The sequence below is a fragment of the Baekduia sp. genome (genome assembly GCF_035318805.1).
GTDB lineage: Bacteria > Actinomycetota > Thermoleophilia > Solirubrobacterales > Solirubrobacteraceae > Baekduia.
In genome coordinates, this window is record NZ_DATHDY010000116.1 from 23,029 (window position 1) to 37,828 (window position 14,800).

Sequence of the window (14,800 nt, forward strand, 5' to 3'; positions counted from 1 at the left end):
ACGGGCTTCAGAGACGACCGGCGTCCAGCAACCGACGGAGGAAGCGCTGCGTCTCGGGGTGCTCGGGCGCGCCGAACATGTGCTCGGGCTCACCGCGCTCGACGATCGCGCCGTCGTGCAGGAAGCACACCTCGTCGGCCACCTCGCGCGCGAAGCCCATCTCGTGGGTGGCGACGAGCATGGTCAGCCCCTCGCCCTTGAGGTCGGCGACGAGCTGCAGGATCTCGCCGACCAGCTCTGGATCGAGCGCGCTGGTGATCTCGTCGAGCAGCAGGGCCCGCGGCCGCGTCGCGAGCGCACGGGCGATCGCCACGCGCTGCTGCTGGCCGCCCGAGAGCCGGTCGGGGTAGTCGTCCTCGCGGCCGCCCAGGCCGAAGCGCGTCAGCAGCTCGCGGGCGCGGTCGGCCGCCTCCTCGCGCGAGACGCCGTGGGCCCGCACGGGTCCCAGCACGAGGTTCTCCAGCACGGTGAGGTGCGGGAACAGGTTGAAGGCCTGGAAGACCATGCCGAGCCGGCGCCGCACCTCGATCGGATCGACCGACGGGTCGGTGATGACCGCGCCGTCGAGCAGCACGTCGCCGTCGTCGATGTCCTCCAGCAGGTCGACGCACCGCAGCAGCGTCGACTTGCCCGAGCCCGACGCGCCGATCAGCGCGATCGCGCCGTGCTCGCGCACCGCGAGATCGATGCCGCGCAGCACCGGCCGGTCGCCGTAGGACTTCGTGACGCCGCGGACCTCGAGGACGACCTCGCTCACAGCGCCACCTCGCCCCCGCGCTCGCGGCGCTTGCGGTTCTGGATGTGGTCGACGTACCGCGCCATCGGGATCGTCACGCACAGGTACAGCACCGCGGCGGCCACCAGCGGCGTGTAGACGAAGTTCGACGACGCCTCGATCTGCGCGACGCGGAAGGCCTCGGCCGGCCCGAGGATCGAGACGAGCGCCACGTCCTTCTGGAGCGCGATGAAGTCGTTGAGCAGGGGCGGCACGACCCGCCGCACGGCCTGCGGGACCACGACGTGGCGCAGCGCCTGCACGCGCGTCAGGCCCAGCGCCAGGGCGCCGGCCATCTGCGTCGGGTGCACCGAGTCGATGCCCGAGCGGAAGACCTCGGCGACGTACGCCGAGTAGGCCACGGCGAGCGCGGCCCCGCCCAGGACGAGGGGATCGGTCGGCACCCCGTTGAGGTTCAGCGCGAGCACGCCGAAGCCGACGAGGTAGACCATCAGGATGGTCGGGATCCCGCGGAAGATGTCGCTGTAGACCGCGGCGATCAACCGGAACGGGAACAGCGCCGGCGAGCGCGTCGTGCGCACCAGCGCGATGAACAGCCCGAGGATCAGCACGACGACCTCGACGATCACGAACAGCTTGACGTCGAGCCAGAACCCCTTCAGGACGTCGGGGAACGAGTCCTTGAAGTCGCTCCAGCTGAAGAACGTCTGCCGGACGTCGTCCCAGCCGGGCGACGTGAGGACGAGCGCGGCCAGGCCGCCGAGCACGACGACCGACGACAGGACGGAGATCGCCGTCCCCCGCCGGGCGCGACGCTGCCGGGCAGCGGCGCGCACCTCCTGCCGCGACGTGCTCAGCGCAGCTCCGGCGCGCCCGCGGCGGCGACCATCCACTTGGCCTCGATCGCCTTGAGCGCACCCGAAGTCGAGAGCTTCTCAACGGCCTGGTCGACGCACGGCGTCAGCTTGGAGTCCTTCTCCAGCACGGCGCCCCAGGCGTCGCCGCCCGGTGCCTGGAACTGCCCGACGATCTTCGCGTCCTGGACCTGCGCGGCGGTCAGGTAGAAGGCCGTCGGGAGGTCGACGACGACGGCGTCGACACGGCCGGTCTTCAGCGCGCGAACGACGTCGTTGGAGTCGTTGAACACCTGCGGCTGCGACGACGGCTGGATGGTCGCCGTCGTCGCGTCCAGGCTCGTCGTGCCGATCTGCACGCCCAGCTTGGTGGTCTTGAGGTCGGCCAGCGACGTCGCGCCCGCGGCGGCCGACTTCTTCAGCGCCACGACGGCCTGCGGGGCCGTGTAGTAGGGCTTCGAGAAGTCCACGCGCTTGGCGCGCGCGGGTGAGATCGAGATCTGGTTGAGGTCGAGGTCGAACTTCTTCGGACCCGGAGCGTAGGACGAGTTGAACGGCACGACCGTCCACTTGACCTCGGCGGGCGTGAAGCCGAGCTGCTTGGCGATCGCGTAGGCGACCGCGCTCTCGAAGCCCTTGCCGTTGGACGGCGTGTCGTCCGCGAAATACGGCGGGTAGGCCGGCTTGTCGGTGCCGACCGTGAGCTGCCCGGCGCTGATCAGCGACAGGTTGGCCTTCTGGCACTCGTTGCCGGCCGCGGCCGTCGTGGTCGTGGAGGCGGTGGTGGTGGCCGAGGAGGACGAGGAATCGTCGCTGCCGCAGGCGCCGAGGATCAGCACAGCGGGAACGAGGATCGCCGCGACGGCGAAGCGGAGAGGCGACATGATGGTGATGCTCCGAGGAGAGAGGCGATCGGCAACTTCCGGTTGCCGATCGGGAATTGGAGAATCCAGGAATCTAGCGCGCACGCGGCCGATCAGGCCCGTGACCCCGGGCGGCAGGCGCCCGTCGGTCGACAGCCACGAGCCGGCGAGGATCAGCAGCAGGCCGGCGACGGCGCCGGCGCCCGGCCGCTCGTCGAGCACCGCGACGCCGAGCGTGACGGCGACGATCGGCGACACGTAGGTGATCACCGTCGCCCGCCCGGGACCGACCTCGGCGATCAGCGCGCCGAAGAGCACGAACGCGGCCGCGGTGCAGAACAACCCGAGCACCACGATCGACAGGAGCGCGTCGGCGCTCGGCATGGTGGCCGGTGGGGCGGCGAGCGCCGGGATCGTCAGGACCGCCGCGGCGATCGACAGCGCGACGGCCATCAGCGCCCGCGGGTCCAGCCCGCCGAGCTGCTGGTTGATGAGCATCGGCCCGGCCGCGTAGCCGACGGCCGCCAGCAGGATCGCCAGCGCGCCGAGCAGCTCCCCGCCGCTGCCCGAGACGTCGAGGCCGACGAGCGCCACGACGCCCGCGAAGCCGACGGCGACACCGACCGCACGGCGCCCGGTCGCACGCTCCGACGGGTCGAAGCGCAGCGCGAGCAGCGCGACGATCATCGGCACGGCGGCGATGAGGATGGCCGCCAGCGAGGACGGGACGTGCTTCTCCCCCGCGGCGATCAGCGGGAACGGGAAGACGATCTCGACCACCGCGTAGAGCGCGAGCCAGCGCAGCCGCGGGCGCGCGAGCGCCGGGCCCAGCACGCCCGCGCGATGGCTCAGCGCCAGCAGCACCATGGCGGCCATGAGCACGCGCGCCCACGCGAGGAAGATCGGCGGGACGCCGTCGTCGACCGCGATCTTGATGAACAGGTACGGGATCCCCCACAGCGTCGCCACGGCGGCGAAGGCGGTCCAGGCGCGGGCGCTCATGGCGGTCGATGGTAAGCGCACGCGTCAAGTTCGGTCATCGTCGAACCACCTGGGTTCGAGGTGCTAGCGTCGAGTGGGTGCTCCGTCTCAGCGTCCTCGACCAGTCGCCGGTTGCCGAGGGCTCGACGGGCTCGGCGGCGCTGCGCAACAGCATCGACCTGGCGCGGCTGACCGACGCGCTGGGCTACCACCGCTACTGGGTCTCCGAGCACCACGGCGGCCCGATGCTCGCCGGTCCCAGCCCCGAGGTGCTGATCGGGCCGCTGGCCGCCGCGACGCAGCGCATCCGCGTCGGAAGCGGCGGCGTGATGCTGCCGCACTACAGCCCGCTGAAGGTGGCCGAGAACTTCAGCGTCCTGGCCGGGCTGTTTCCCGAGCGCATCGACCTCGGGCTGGGCCGGGCCTCGGGCACCGACCCGATGACGACCTTCGCGCTGCAGCGCGACCGGCGCACCGCGATGCCCGACGACTTCCCCGAGCAGCTCGTCGAGCTGCTCGCCTATCTCGACGACCGCTTCCCCGACGGCCACCGCTTCGGCCGGCTGGCCGCCGACCTGCCGGGCCGGCCCGAGACGCCAGAGCCGTGGCTGCTGGGATCGTCGCCGCAGAGCGCGATCTGGGCCGGCGAGCTCGGCCTCCCCTACGCGTTCGCCGACTTCATCAACCCCGGCGGCGCCGGCATCGTCGCCGACTACCGGGCCCGCTTCCAGCACTCCGAGCGCCACATGGAGCCGCAGACGGCGGTCGCCGCCTGGGTCCTGGCGGCCGACACCGAGGAGGAGGCCCAGCGCCTCGCCGCCTCCCACCGCATGGCCTTCAAGATGCTGCGCCAGGGCCGGCTGATCGCGGTGCCGCCGCCCGAGAAGGCGCTGCGGTACCTCGAGGCCGAGGGCGAGCCGCTCGGCGCGCCGGTGCGCAACCGCCGCGCGATCGTCGGCGCCATCGACAAGGTGCGCGCGCAGGTCGAGGAGCTGGCCGACGCGTACAAGACCGACGAGGTGATCGTCGTGACGATCACCCATGACCACGACGCGCGGCGACGCTCCTACGAGCTGCTGGCCGGCGCGTTCGAGCTGCACGCCCCGCCCGTGCGCGCCGGAGCGCCCGCCGCGGACGGCGCCGTCGATCAGCGGCGCTGATCGCCGCCCCAAGCGACGTGACTGGCTGCCCGGGCCGCGGCCTGCGAGCCTGCCCGGCGTGAGCGTGACGAGCCTCCGGTCCTCCTCGACCGCCCGCGCGGGCGCCCGCGCGGCGGTGCCGTTCGCGGCCGCCGGGTTCGTGGTGGCCATCTCGTTCGGCATCTCGGCCCGCGCCGCCGGGATGCCCGCGGCGGCGGCGATCGTGATGTCGGCCATCGTCTACGCCGGCGCCGCGCAGTTCGCGGCGGTGGCGATCCTCGCCCAGGGCGGCTCGGTGATCGCGGCGGTCCTGGCCGCCGTGCTCATGAACGGGCGCTACCTCGCCATGGGCCTCGCGCTCGGGCCCTCGCTGAAGGGCGGCCGGGTCCGGCGGGCGATGGAGGGCCAGTCGGTGGTCGACGCCGCCTGGGCCATGGCCAATCGCGGCGACGGCCGCTTCGACCGCCACACGCTCTTCGGCTCCTCGGCCCTGCAGTACGTCACGTGGCTCAGCGGCACGATCATCGGCGTGATCGCCGGCAGCGCCCTGCCCGACCCCGAGGCGCTGGGGATCGACGCGGTCTTCCCGGCGTTCTTCCTCGCCCTGCTGGTCGGCGAGCTGCGTACGGCGCAGGCCAGCGCCGTCGCCGTCGGCGGCGCGATCGTCGCCGTCGTCCTCGGGCTGCTCGCGCCGGCGGGGATCGGGATCCTCGCCGCGTCGCTCATCGCGCTGGTCGGCCTGCGCGGCGCGCGCGCCGGCGCGGAGGCCACGGCGTGACCGCCGCCGAGAAGGCCTGGCTGACCGTCGCGCTCTGCGCGGTGACGACGTTCGCGATCCGCGGGTTCGGGCCCGTCGCGGTCGGTGGGCGCACGCTCGGCCGGCGCGTCACGCGCGTGCTCTCGCTGCTGCCCGCCGCGTTGCTGGCGGCGCTGGTCGTCACCGAGACCGTGATCCACGGCGGCGAGCTCGACGTCGACGCGCGCGTCGTGGGCCTCGGCGCGGCGGCGCTGCTGCTGTGGCGCGGCGCGTCGGTGATCTGGGTCGTCATCGGCGCGGCCGCCGTGACGGCGCTCCTACGCCTGGCGTTCTGACTCGGAGTCGTCGGAGTCGCCGGCGCCGCCCGCCGCGGCGGTGACGCGCGCGGTCTCGGCCGCGTCGAACATCGTGCGCGCCGCGGCGGCCGCGTAGACGACCATCGCGACCAGCAGCGCCACGATCACCGGCGCGCCGGCCGCGAACGGCACGGCGAAGCCGGCGAGCGCGGCGACGACGTTGATGGGCTTGCGCGCCGCGTTGGACGCGAGCGCGCCCGCGAGCTCCTGGCTGGAGGGCGGCGGCGGGCCGGCCGGCTCGTCGCTCACGCCGCTGCGCTCACGACGTGCAGCTCCTCGTCGCCGGTGACGACGACGTCGCCCGGGTGCAGCTGGCGCCCGCGGCGATCCTCGGGCTGGCCGTTGACCAGGACCGGGACCTCGGCGAGGTAGTCCTTGACCTCACCGCCGCCGTCCACGACGTCGGCCAGCTTCAAGAGCTGGCCGAGCCGGATCATGTCTCCGCGGATGGCGATCTCCCGCGCCACGGCGCGCGGACCTACCGGCCGGAGTGGCGACCGGAGGTGCTGCCGCTGCCCGTCCGCGAGCGCGGGCGGCGCCTGCGCGCGCCCGTCGTGCGGGGGCCGCCGGCCTCGGACGGCGGCTTGGCGCCACCGCGCTCGCTGCGCAGCAGGCCGCTCTGGCCGAACTCCTTGAGGATGCCGAGCTGCGTCGCCATCTTCTGGACGTCCCCGGCCTGCTCGCTGCCGACGAACGTGACGCCCTCGCCGGTGCGCCCGGCGCGGCCGGTGCGGCCGACGCGGTGCGTGTAGGTGTCGCCGTCCTCGGGCGGATCGAAGTTGATCACGTGCGAGATGTCGCGCACGTCGATGCCGCGGGCGGCCACGTCGGTGGCGACCAGCGTGTCGACCTCGCCGCGCTCGAACTGCGCCAGAGCGCGCTCGCGCTGGCGCTGGGACTTGTCGCCGTGCATGGCGACGGCCCTGACGCCCTCGTTGCCCAGGCGCTTGACCAGGCGGTCGGCGCCGTGCTTGGTGCGGACGAAGACGAGCGCGAGGTCGCGCTCGGTGCGCAGCTCGCGCACGAGCATCTTGAGCCGGTCGTCGCGCTCGACCGCGATGAAGCGGTGCGCGATGGCCTCGAGGCGATCGGTGTCGGGCTCGATGGCGTGCGAGGCGGCGTCCTCGGTGTACTCGCGGGCGATGCGGCCGGCGTCGCCGTCCAGCGTCGCGGAGAGGAAGACGGTCTGGCGGCCGCGCGGGCACTTGGCGACGATACGGTCGACGGCCGGGCGGAAGCCCATGTCGAGCATGCGGTCGGCCTCGTCGAGGACCAGGAAGGTGACGTCGTTGAGCTTGAGCTTGCCGCGCTGCAGCAGGTCCTCGAGGCGGCCGGGCGTGGCGACCACGATGTGCGAGTTGACGGCGTCGCGCTCCTGCTTCTGGATGCCGACGCCGCCGTAGACGGTGGTGATCTTCAACGCGCGGGCGTGGGCCAGCGGGTAGAGCTCGTCGACGATCTGCGAGGCGAGCTCGCGCGTCGGGGCGAGGACCAGCGCCGACGGGCGGCCGTAGCCGTTGGCGTCGATGCGGTCGAGCATCGGGACGCCGAAGGCCAGGGTCTTGCCCGAGCCGGTCGGCGACTTGGCCAGCACGTCGCGCCCGGCGAGGATGTCGCCGATGATGAGGTTCTGGATGGCGAACGGCTCGGTGCGGCCGCGCTTGGCCAGCGCGTCGACCACGGCCTTGGACACGCCGAGATCGGCGAAGGACTTCTGTGACATTGGGAACTCCAGTGCGGCGCAGAGCGTCGCGGACGATTCGGGGAGACTGCTGACCCGAACCGCACTCCGGCGGGACCCAAGCGAGCTGCCTCGCGTCGGGCAAGGGCGCCCGAACACACAGCACATCGTAGCAGCGGCGTTCTCGGCCCCTGCCAGACGGCATGCGACATTTGTCACACGGACGCCGTCGCGCCGGTTAGGTTCGCGTCCAGTCGGGGGCGGCATCCGGTCGCCCCCGGGGGTCAGCAGGAGGAGAGAACATGTCGCAGATCTCTGCGGCGCGTGGGGTCACGCGCCGCTTCGGGGTGCTCGCCGCCATCGCGGTGCTGGCGGCGCTCGCCGTGCACAGCGGCACGGCGCGCGCCGACGGGCCGGGGTCCGGCTCGCCGTGGGTCGCCACCGTGGGCGACTCCTACATCTCGGGTGAGGCCGGCCGCTGGGCCGGCAACTCGAACGCCGGGTCGGGCGGCATCGACGCGCTCGGCTCCACCGCCTACTACGACAACGCCTCGGGCAGCGGCGAGGCCATCTCGGGCTGTCACCGGTCCAAGTCGGCCGAGGTGTTCATCGGCGGCGGCGTCAACGGCGTGAACTTCGCGTGCTCGGGCGCCACGACCGCGACGTCGGACGGCTCGAGCTTCAAGCCCGGCCTCGACTTCTACTCCAACGGGTCCAAGCAGGGCCAGGCGCTGGCGCTGCAGTCGTTCGCCGCGACCCACAACGTGAAGATGATCTCGCTGTCGATCGGCGGCAACAACTTCAACTTCGCGTCGGTCGTGCAGACCTGCGTCACGGACTGGCTCCTCTCCCCCTCGTGGTGGAAGGACTACTGCAACGACGACTCGTCGGTGACGGCGAACTTCACCGCCGCCAACGTGGCCGCCCAGACCGCCGCGATCAAGGGCGCGATCCTCAACGTCCGCCAGGCGATGACGAACGCCGGCTACACCGACGCCGGCTACAAGATCGTCGTTCAGGACTACGAGTCGCCGCTGCCGTCCGGGTCGGGCTTCCGCTACGGCGAGTCGGGCTACACGCGCCAGAACACCGGCGGCTGCGGGTTCTGGAACAACGACGCCAACTGGGCCAACAGCACGGCCCTGCCGACCATCAACAACGCCGTCCGCAACGCGGCGGCGCAGACCGCGCTGTCCAACGTGAAGGTGTTGGAGCTGCAGTCGGCGTTCAACGGGCACCGCCTGTGCGAGAACACGGTCGGGCTGCTGGAGGAGAAGGGCCTGACGTCGTGGACGCAGGCCGGCGCCGTCGACAAGAGCGAGTGGGTCAACCAGATCCGCACCGTCTCGACCGTCTTCGGGCCGTACTACGTCCAGGAGTCGTTCCACCCCAACTACTGGGGTCAGCTGGCGCTGCGCAGCTGCGTGCGCCAGGCCTACAACGGCGGGACCCCGCGCGGGGGCACCTGCACCATCGCCGGTTCCGGGCTCAGCAGCCGCGGCGAGCCGAACATGGCGCTCAACTAGCGCACGACGCGCGCGTCGCCGGTCCGCAAGGGTCGGCGGCGCGCCGCGGCGCGGGTAGCATTCGGCGCGCTTTGGAGCCCTCAGCCGCCGCAACGCCCGAACCGTCCGACGCCACGCACACGCCGACGACCGCGCGTGAGCGCGATCTCCTGCGCCGCCTGGCCGCGGGGACGGCGGGCGTCGTGGGCGACGCCTTCCTCCGCGCGCTGGTCCATCACCTCGCCGCCGCGTTCGGCGCCGAGCTGGCCTTCCTCGGCGAGTTCCTGCCCGAGCCGGCCTCCGGCCGCGTGCGCGTCCTGGCGTCCTGGCAGAACGGCGTCGAGCTGCCCGAGGGCTACGAGTTCGACCTCGACGAGACGATGCCGTGCTCGGCCGTCGCGGCCACCGGCATGCTCGTGCTGCCGTTCGGCACGTGCGAGCGCTATCCGGGCGACCGCTACGTCCGCGACTTCGGCCTGGACTCCTACCTCGGCGTCGCGCTGCCCGGCGCGGACGGCAGCCAGGTCGGCTACGCGGCGCTCATGTCGTCGCGGCCGCTGGAGCCCGACGAGGACGAGCTGGCCGTGCTGCGGATCTTCGCGGCGCGCGCCGCGGCCGAGATCGAGCGCCGCCGCCACCAGGCGACGCTGCGCACGCGCGACGCGGAGGTCGCCGCCGCACGCTCACGCGTCCTCGACGCCGCCGACGGCGAGCGCCAGCGCATCGGGCGCGACCTGCACGACGGCGCGCAGCAGCGCGTCGTGGCGCTCGGCCACCTGATCGGCATCGCGCGCCGCAAGCTCGGCGACGACCTGCCGCCCGACGCCGCCGAGCTGCTGGAGCGCGCGCAGGAGGAGGCGCGCCTGGCGACCGACGAGCTGCGCGAGCTCGCGCGCGGCCTGCACCCGGCCGGGCTGACCGAGAAGGGCCTGGCGCCCGCGCTCGAGGCGCTCGCCGCGCGATCGCCGGTGCCGGTCGAGATCGGCCGGTTGCCCGAGCGCCGGCTGCCGGCCCCGGTCGAGCTCAGCGCGTTCTACCTCGCCTCCGAGGCGCTGACCAACGCGGTCAAGTACGCCAACGCCACCCGCGTGCGCGTCGACGTCTTCCAGCGCCTCGCCGAGGCGGTCGCCGTCGTTGCCGACGACGGCGACGGCGGCGCCGACCCGCTGGCGGGCTCCGGCCTGCGCGGGCTCCGCGACCGCATCGCGGCGCTCGGCGGCGAGCTGACGATCGACAGCCCGCCCGGCGGCGGCACGCGCCTGGAGGCGACGATCCCGCTGGCGCCGTGGCGCAGCGCGCATGAGCCGTTCCTGGAGTTCGGGCACGCCGACGACGGCGGCCGGGGCGAGCGCAACATCCACGCCGTCATCTCCGGCCGCAAGACGCTGTCGGTCACGCTGGCGCGCGAGTGGGAGCTCGAGGGCGGGCCGCCGCGTGTCGGCCAGCGCCTGCCGGTCATGGACTTCCTGGGACGCCGGCGCGCGACCGTCGAGGTCGTCAGCGTCGCGTCGGTGCCGTTCAGCGACATCGACGACGACTGGCTCGAGCCCGAGGACGTCGGGACCGAGACGCTCGACGGCTGGCGCAGCGACCGCCGCGGCTTCTACGCGACGATCCGCGACGAGATGGCGATGCTGCTCGGCGAGCCCGGCTGGCGGTTCACCGACGAGGAGCCGATGACGCTGCTCTGGTACCGCCCCGTCAGCGACGACGACGGCACCGACGACGGTGCGTCCTAGAAGACGGGGCCGTCGGTCTCGGCGAAGGACTGCTCGATGACCTCGACGCGCTGGTGGATGCGCTTCAGCGTCTTGGGCTCGACGATGGTGAACATCGCGCGCTGACCGCCGGCCGAGCGGCTGACGATCACGACCTGCTCACCGGGCTGCAGCTCGCGCGCCGTGCGCACGCCGTGGTCGGCGGCCGGACCGACGGTCGAGAAGACCATCGGCGAGAGCTGCGACTCCCCGGCCGCGTCGAGCGTGATCACGACGTAGGACGGGTTGCCCGCCGACTCCAGCTCCAGACGGGCGCTGTTGATCGTGCGGACGTAGTCGATCTGCTGGTCGGCATGCATCATCTCCCACCCTAGGTCGACCACTGCACCGCGGCGCCTCAGCGGCGGACGTCCAGACCGAACGTCCGTCCACCGAGGCGCCGTGGCGCTCAGGTTCGCTGAGTGAGGCTATGCGGCGCGACGGCGCGGGCCGCCGCGCTTGACCGGCGCCCACTTCGTGCCCTTGGCGAGGCCCTCGACGGCCTCCAGCTTCAGGCTGCGAGCAGCACCGAGGTCCTTGCGCAGGCGCTGCAGCGCCAGGCGCACCAGATCACTCTGCGTCAGCTTGGTCTTGCCGGCGGCGGTCTCCAACCAGTTGATCTCGTCGCCACCGATCAGGTAGGACCGCTGCTTGAGCCCGCTGGGTCGCTCCGTTGCCATCAGAATGCCTCCTCGTGGATTTTGCACTGCGTCCGGCGTCTGTTCGCCGCCATTCAAGCAAATCCTTGCCTATAACAGGACGCTTGTGCAAGAACTTGCGGGGAGGTGGAGCCTGCGCGTACCGTCGTTGCGCGTGCAATCATGTCGGAGATGCCCTCCTCCATCGCCACCACCCACTTCAGCGACCCCCACTGCCCCTGGGCCTACTCGGCCTCCCCCGCCCTCTCGGTGCTGCACTGGCGCTTCGGCGATCAGCTCGACTGGCGCCACGTGATGATCGGCCTCGCGGAGGGTCCCGAGCGCTACGTCGCCGCCGGGTACACGCCCACGCGCAGCGCTCAGAGCTTTCGCACCTTCGAGCGACGCTTCGGGATGCCGTTCGGCGGCCAGCCGCGCGAGCGCGTGACCGGCACCGGCCTGGCGTGCCGCGTCGTCGTCGCCGCGCGCCTCGCCCAGCCCGAGGCCGAGCTCGCGGTCTTCCGCGCGCTGCAGTTCGCGCAGTTCACCACCACGTTGCTGCTCGACCGCGAGGACGACCTGCGCGCCGCGCTCGCGCCCGTCGCGGGCCAGGTCGACGTCGACGCGGTCGTCGGCGCGCTGGACGATCCCGCCGTCGAGGCCGCCTACCAGCAGGACCGCGCCGAGGCGCGGACCGCGGCGGGCCGGCCGATCGAGGCCCAGGGTCGCGAGGCCGACACCGACGGCGCCGTGCGCTACACGGCGCCGTCGATCATCTTCGCGACCGAGGACGGGCGCAGCCTCGAGGTCGGCGGCTTCCAACCGCTGGAGTCCTACGACACGGCGCTGGCCAACCTCGACGTCTCCCTGGAGCGCCGTCCGGCGGCCGGCGACGTCGTCGACGTGCTGCGCGCGCTGCCCTACGCACCCGTCACGCGCGAGGTCGCCGCCTGCATGACCACCAACCTGGGCGAGCTCGACCACGACGCCGCCGAGCAGGCGCTGATCGCGGCCGCCGGCGAGGGGCTCGTGCGCCGGGAGGCGATCGGCAGCGGCGCTCTCTGGCACCTGACGCGCTGACGCCGGCGGCGCCTCAGGGCGCCAGGCGCTCCGTGACCCACGCCCCTTCGGCCGTCCGGCGATACGCCAGGCGGTCGTGGAGGCGGTCGGGCCGGCCCTGCCAGAACTCTACGGCGTCGGGGACCACGACGTAGCCGCCCCACTGCTCGGGGCGCGGCACGGCGCCCGACTCCGGGTAGCGCTCGAGCAGCGCGTCGCGCGCCTGCTCGAGCTCGGCGCGCGAGGCGACGACGCGCGACTGCGGGCTGGCCAGTGCGCCGATGCGCGACCCGTAGGGCCGCGAGGCCCAGTACGCGTCGGAGGCCGCGGCGTCGAGGCGGTGCACCGCGCCGGTGAGGCGCACCTGGCGCTGGAGGTCGACCCACGGGAAGAGGATCGACGCCACCGGGTTGGCGGCCAGCTCGTGGCCCTTGGCCGACTCGTAGTGGGTGAAGAACGTCAGGCCCGAGTCGTCGAGCCCCTTCAGCAGCACTGTCCGCAGGTTCGGGCGGCCGTGGGCGTCGGCCGTGGCGACGACCATCGCGTTGGGCTCGCGCACCCCGCCGGCCTCGGCGTCGTCCAGCCAGCGCCGGAGCATCGCGGTCCAGGTCGGCGCGAGGTCACCCTCGTCCAGCCCGCCGCGCTCGTAGGTGCGGCGCATGGCCGCCAGGCGCTGGTGATCGGGGACGGTCGGCTCGGGCATCGCCCGCGAGCATATGGCGCCGGGGCGGCGGGCTCCGCGCCATGAGCGCCGAGCCCGCCGCCGTCTCCCTCCCGCCCTAATCCCGGGCGTGGATCGCGGCGAGGGCGTCGACCACGCCGTCGCCGTAGAACCCGTTGCGCTTGACCGGCCCCTCGCAGTACGCGTTGTAGTCCGCGGGCAGGCCGCCGTACTCGTACTGGCGAGGCGACGGGCACGCCGTGTCGGTCGCCGACTTCTGCATGATGTTCTGCACGCGGTCGGGCGCGAGCGTCAGGCCGCCCTGGAACCGATCGCGCTTGCCGAACTGGCTCACGATGAGCGCCGCCACGCCCACGGCGTGCGGGGAGGCCATCGAGGTGCCCTGGATGTACTGGTAGTAGGCCGTCTGGCCGTTCTTGGTGTCCTTGACGACGAACGGCGTGGTCGGGTTGCCCGCCGCGTCGATGGTCGCCGGGTCCGCGGCACGGCCGACGGCCTCCGGGTACGGCGCCAGGATCAGGTTCGTCGGCTTGGCGTTCTTGTCGGTGCCCGGGAAGTCGTAGTAGTCGCCGCCCGGAGCCGACACGTCGGCCTGCTCGGTCCCGTAGTTGGAGTAGTAGGCCTTGCGCCCGCTCGGGCCGACGGACGTGACGCCGATGACGCCCTCGCCCTCGGTCGGCAGGCTCAGGCACGAGTTGTCGACGTTGCGGTCGTGCGCCGACTTCGGGGTGGGATAGTCCGGGCTCGTCGGATCGAACTCCGGACGGCCGAGGTCGGTGTTCTCGTTGCCGTCGGCGGCGACGAGGGTCACGCCACGGTCATGGGCGTAGGCCAGGGCGCGCTTGGTCGCCTCGATGATCGTCTGCTGCTCCTGCTGCTGCTCCGGCGTGTCGGCCGGGTTGGACGCGCAGTTGTACAGCCACGGATCGATGTAGAACGACATGTTGACGACGTCGATGCCGTGGTCGCCCGCGTAGGTGAGGGCGTCGACGACCGGCTGGATGAAGAAGTAGCCGGAGTCCTGACCCGCCCGCAGGTTGACGATGTCGACGCGCGGAGCGACGCCGGCCATGCCGAGGCCGTTCAGCGGTGCGCCGATCGTGCCGGCGACGTGCGTGCCGTGGCCGTTCTCGTCCACGTTGGCCGGGTCCTCGCAGGAGCCGTCGGGATCGGTGTCGCAGGCGCCGTCGATCACCGGGTCGTCCACGGTGAAGTTGCGGCTGAGCGCCGCGTCGAAGTTGGGTGCGATGTCCGGATGCGAGCCGTCGACGCCGGTGTCGATGATGCCGACGCGGACGTCCTTGGTGCCCTGCTGCTCGCGGTAGGAGCCGGTGACGGTCGCGTGCATCATCTGCATGTCCCACTGCAGCGAGGCGAGCGGGTCGCCGGGCGTGGCGGCGTCCGGCGTGGCGCCCTGCTGGCCGCGGGCGGCGTTGCGCTCGGCGGTGAGCTCCTCGATGGCGTCGCGGTCGCGCTTGGTGCGCGACTCGGCCGGGACCTGCCCGATGGAGCGGTCGGCGGCGGTGCCCTGGATGCCGGGCTGGGTGACCGCCTCCGCGGCGAAGTCGGCCGCGGTGGAGCGCACGGTCGCGACGCCGACGGCGGTGTTGATCCGCTCGACGGAGCCGCCGGCGGCCTGGATGGACTGCGTGGCCTGGTCGGTCGACGCCGACGGGTCCAGCAGGACCACATAGGTGCGCACGTCGCCGTTCTGCGCCGGCGAGCCGGTCGCGACGACGCCGCCGACCGCGGTGGCGGCGCCGATGGCGCCAAGAGCACAGAGCATCGGTCT

General features: G+C 72.9%; 16 protein-coding genes. 6 read left to right on the plus strand and 10 right to left on the minus strand.

Annotation, left to right across the window (positions count from 1 at the left end):
• Positions 1-7: 7 nt before the first annotated feature.
• From VK501_RS23505 to VK501_RS23515, 3 genes are read right to left on the minus strand one after another with little or no spacing between them, the layout of a single operon-like run.
• Positions 8-757 (minus strand): amino acid ABC transporter ATP-binding protein, encoded by a 750-nt coding sequence (locus VK501_RS23505; RefSeq protein WP_324341818.1) that lies wholly within the window; start codon positions 755-757, stop codon positions 8-10.
• Positions 754-1,629, minus strand: coding sequence for an amino acid ABC transporter permease (locus VK501_RS23510; RefSeq protein ID WP_324341819.1), 876 nt, complete (start codon positions 1,627-1,629; stop codon positions 754-756). The genes VK501_RS23505 and VK501_RS23510 overlap by 4 nt, the downstream gene beginning before the upstream one ends.
• Complete coding sequence (locus VK501_RS23515; RefSeq protein WP_324341821.1) at positions 1,590-3,455, minus strand: EamA family transporter; 1,866 nt, start codon at positions 3,453-3,455, stop codon at positions 1,590-1,592. The genes VK501_RS23510 and VK501_RS23515 overlap by 40 nt, the downstream gene beginning before the upstream one ends.
• A 77-nt stretch (positions 3,456-3,532) precedes the next feature.
• Between VK501_RS23515 and VK501_RS23520 the strand changes: the two genes are divergently transcribed.
• The 3 genes from VK501_RS23520 to VK501_RS23530 are packed head-to-tail and all read left to right on the plus strand — an operon-like array spanning position 3,533 to position 5,665.
• Positions 3,533-4,594: an LLM class flavin-dependent oxidoreductase gene (locus VK501_RS23520; RefSeq protein WP_324341823.1), complete on the plus strand. Its 1,062-nt coding sequence runs from the start codon at positions 3,533-3,535 to the stop codon at positions 4,592-4,594.
• A 58-nt stretch (positions 4,595-4,652) separates the two neighbouring features.
• Positions 4,653-5,351: an AzlC family ABC transporter permease gene (locus tag VK501_RS23525; protein WP_324341825.1), complete on the plus strand. Its 699-nt coding sequence runs from the start codon at positions 4,653-4,655 to the stop codon at positions 5,349-5,351.
• The gene (locus VK501_RS23530; protein ID WP_324341827.1) at positions 5,348-5,665 is read left to right on the plus strand and encodes an AzlD domain-containing protein; all 318 of its coding nucleotides are present in this window, start codon (positions 5,348-5,350) and stop codon (positions 5,663-5,665) included. Before VK501_RS23525 ends, VK501_RS23530 begins: the two co-directional genes overlap by 4 nt.
• On the opposite strand, the gene VK501_RS23535 is transcribed toward VK501_RS23530, so the two are convergent.
• The 3 genes from VK501_RS23535 to VK501_RS23545 are packed head-to-tail and all read right to left on the minus strand — an operon-like array spanning position 5,648 to position 7,409.
• Positions 5,648-5,935, minus strand: a complete 288-nt coding sequence (locus tag VK501_RS23535) for a hypothetical protein (protein ID WP_324341829.1) — start codon at positions 5,933-5,935, stop codon at positions 5,648-5,650. The two genes, VK501_RS23530 and VK501_RS23535, sit on opposite strands and share 18 nt — an antisense overlap.
• On the minus strand, positions 5,932-6,153 hold the full coding sequence (locus tag VK501_RS23540) for an RNA-binding S4 domain-containing protein (RefSeq protein WP_324341830.1): 222 nt from the start codon (positions 6,151-6,153) through the stop codon (positions 5,932-5,934). Before VK501_RS23540 ends, VK501_RS23535 begins: the two co-directional genes overlap by 4 nt.
• 11 nt (positions 6,154-6,164) lie before the next feature.
• Positions 6,165-7,409 carry a DEAD/DEAH box helicase gene (locus VK501_RS23545; protein WP_324341831.1) on the minus strand — a complete coding sequence of 415 codons (1,245 nt, stop codon included), beginning with the start codon at positions 7,407-7,409 and terminating at the stop codon, positions 6,165-6,167.
• A 260-nt stretch (positions 7,410-7,669) separates the two neighbouring features.
• On the opposite strand from VK501_RS23545, the gene VK501_RS23550 reads away from it, so the two are divergent.
• Positions 7,670-8,893, plus strand: a complete 1,224-nt coding sequence (locus tag VK501_RS23550) for a hypothetical protein (protein ID WP_324341833.1) — start codon at positions 7,670-7,672, stop codon at positions 8,891-8,893.
• A 71-nt stretch (positions 8,894-8,964) separates the two neighbouring features.
• Positions 8,965-10,611 (plus strand): histidine kinase, encoded by a 1,647-nt coding sequence (locus tag VK501_RS23555; protein WP_324341835.1) that lies wholly within the window; start codon positions 8,965-8,967, stop codon positions 10,609-10,611.
• Here VK501_RS23555 and VK501_RS23560 read toward each other — a convergent pair.
• Together VK501_RS23560 and VK501_RS23565 are read right to left on the minus strand one after the other, a co-directional pair.
• Positions 10,608-10,949, minus strand: coding sequence for a hypothetical protein (locus VK501_RS23560; RefSeq protein WP_324341837.1), 342 nt, complete (start codon positions 10,947-10,949; stop codon positions 10,608-10,610). The genes VK501_RS23555 and VK501_RS23560 overlap by 4 nt on opposite strands.
• Positions 10,950-11,057: 108 nt before the next feature.
• Complete coding sequence (locus tag VK501_RS23565; RefSeq protein WP_324341840.1) at positions 11,058-11,309, minus strand: hypothetical protein; 252 nt, start codon at positions 11,307-11,309, stop codon at positions 11,058-11,060.
• A gap of 150 nt (positions 11,310-11,459) precedes the next feature.
• Here VK501_RS23565 and VK501_RS23570 point away from each other — a divergent pair, with 150 nt between their 5' ends.
• Positions 11,460-12,347, plus strand: coding sequence for a DsbA family protein (locus VK501_RS23570; protein ID WP_324341842.1), 888 nt, complete (start codon positions 11,460-11,462; stop codon positions 12,345-12,347).
• A gap of 13 nt (positions 12,348-12,360) precedes the next feature.
• Here VK501_RS23570 and pdxH read toward each other — a convergent pair whose 3' ends face one another.
• Both pdxH and VK501_RS23580 read right to left on the minus strand, forming a co-directional pair.
• Entirely contained in the window at positions 12,361-13,029 is a 669-nt protein-coding gene (pdxH, locus tag VK501_RS23575; protein ID WP_324341844.1) for a pyridoxamine 5'-phosphate oxidase, read from the minus strand.
• A 76-nt stretch (positions 13,030-13,105) separates the two neighbouring features.
• Complete coding sequence (locus VK501_RS23580; RefSeq protein ID WP_324341846.1) at positions 13,106-14,794, minus strand: S8 family serine peptidase; 1,689 nt, start codon at positions 14,792-14,794, stop codon at positions 13,106-13,108.
• Positions 14,795-14,800 lie beyond the last annotated feature (6 nt).

Coding starts and splice junctions, on each gene's coding strand:
- VK501_RS23515 (WP_324341821.1), bottom strand. CDS start 3,455: ATGAGCGCCCGCGCCTGGACCGCCTTCGCCGCCGTGGCGACGCTGTGG.
- VK501_RS23545 (WP_324341831.1), bottom strand. CDS start 7,409: ATGTCACAGAAGTCCTTCGCCGATCTCGGCGTGTCCAAGGCCGTGGTC.
- VK501_RS23550 (WP_324341833.1), top strand. CDS start 7,670: ATGTCGCAGATCTCTGCGGCGCGTGGGGTCACGCGCCGCTTCGGGGTG.
- VK501_RS23560 (WP_324341837.1), bottom strand. CDS start 10,949: ATGCATGCCGACCAGCAGATCGACTACGTCCGCACGATCAACAGCGCC.
- VK501_RS23565 (WP_324341840.1), bottom strand. CDS start 11,309: ATGGCAACGGAGCGACCCAGCGGGCTCAAGCAGCGGTCCTACCTGATC.
- VK501_RS23570 (WP_324341842.1), top strand. CDS start 11,460: ATGCCCTCCTCCATCGCCACCACCCACTTCAGCGACCCCCACTGCCCC.
- pdxH (WP_324341844.1), bottom strand. CDS start 13,029: ATGCCCGAGCCGACCGTCCCCGATCACCAGCGCCTGGCGGCCATGCGC.
- VK501_RS23580 (WP_324341846.1), bottom strand. CDS start 14,794: ATGCTCTGTGCTCTTGGCGCCATCGGCGCCGCCACCGCGGTCGGCGGC.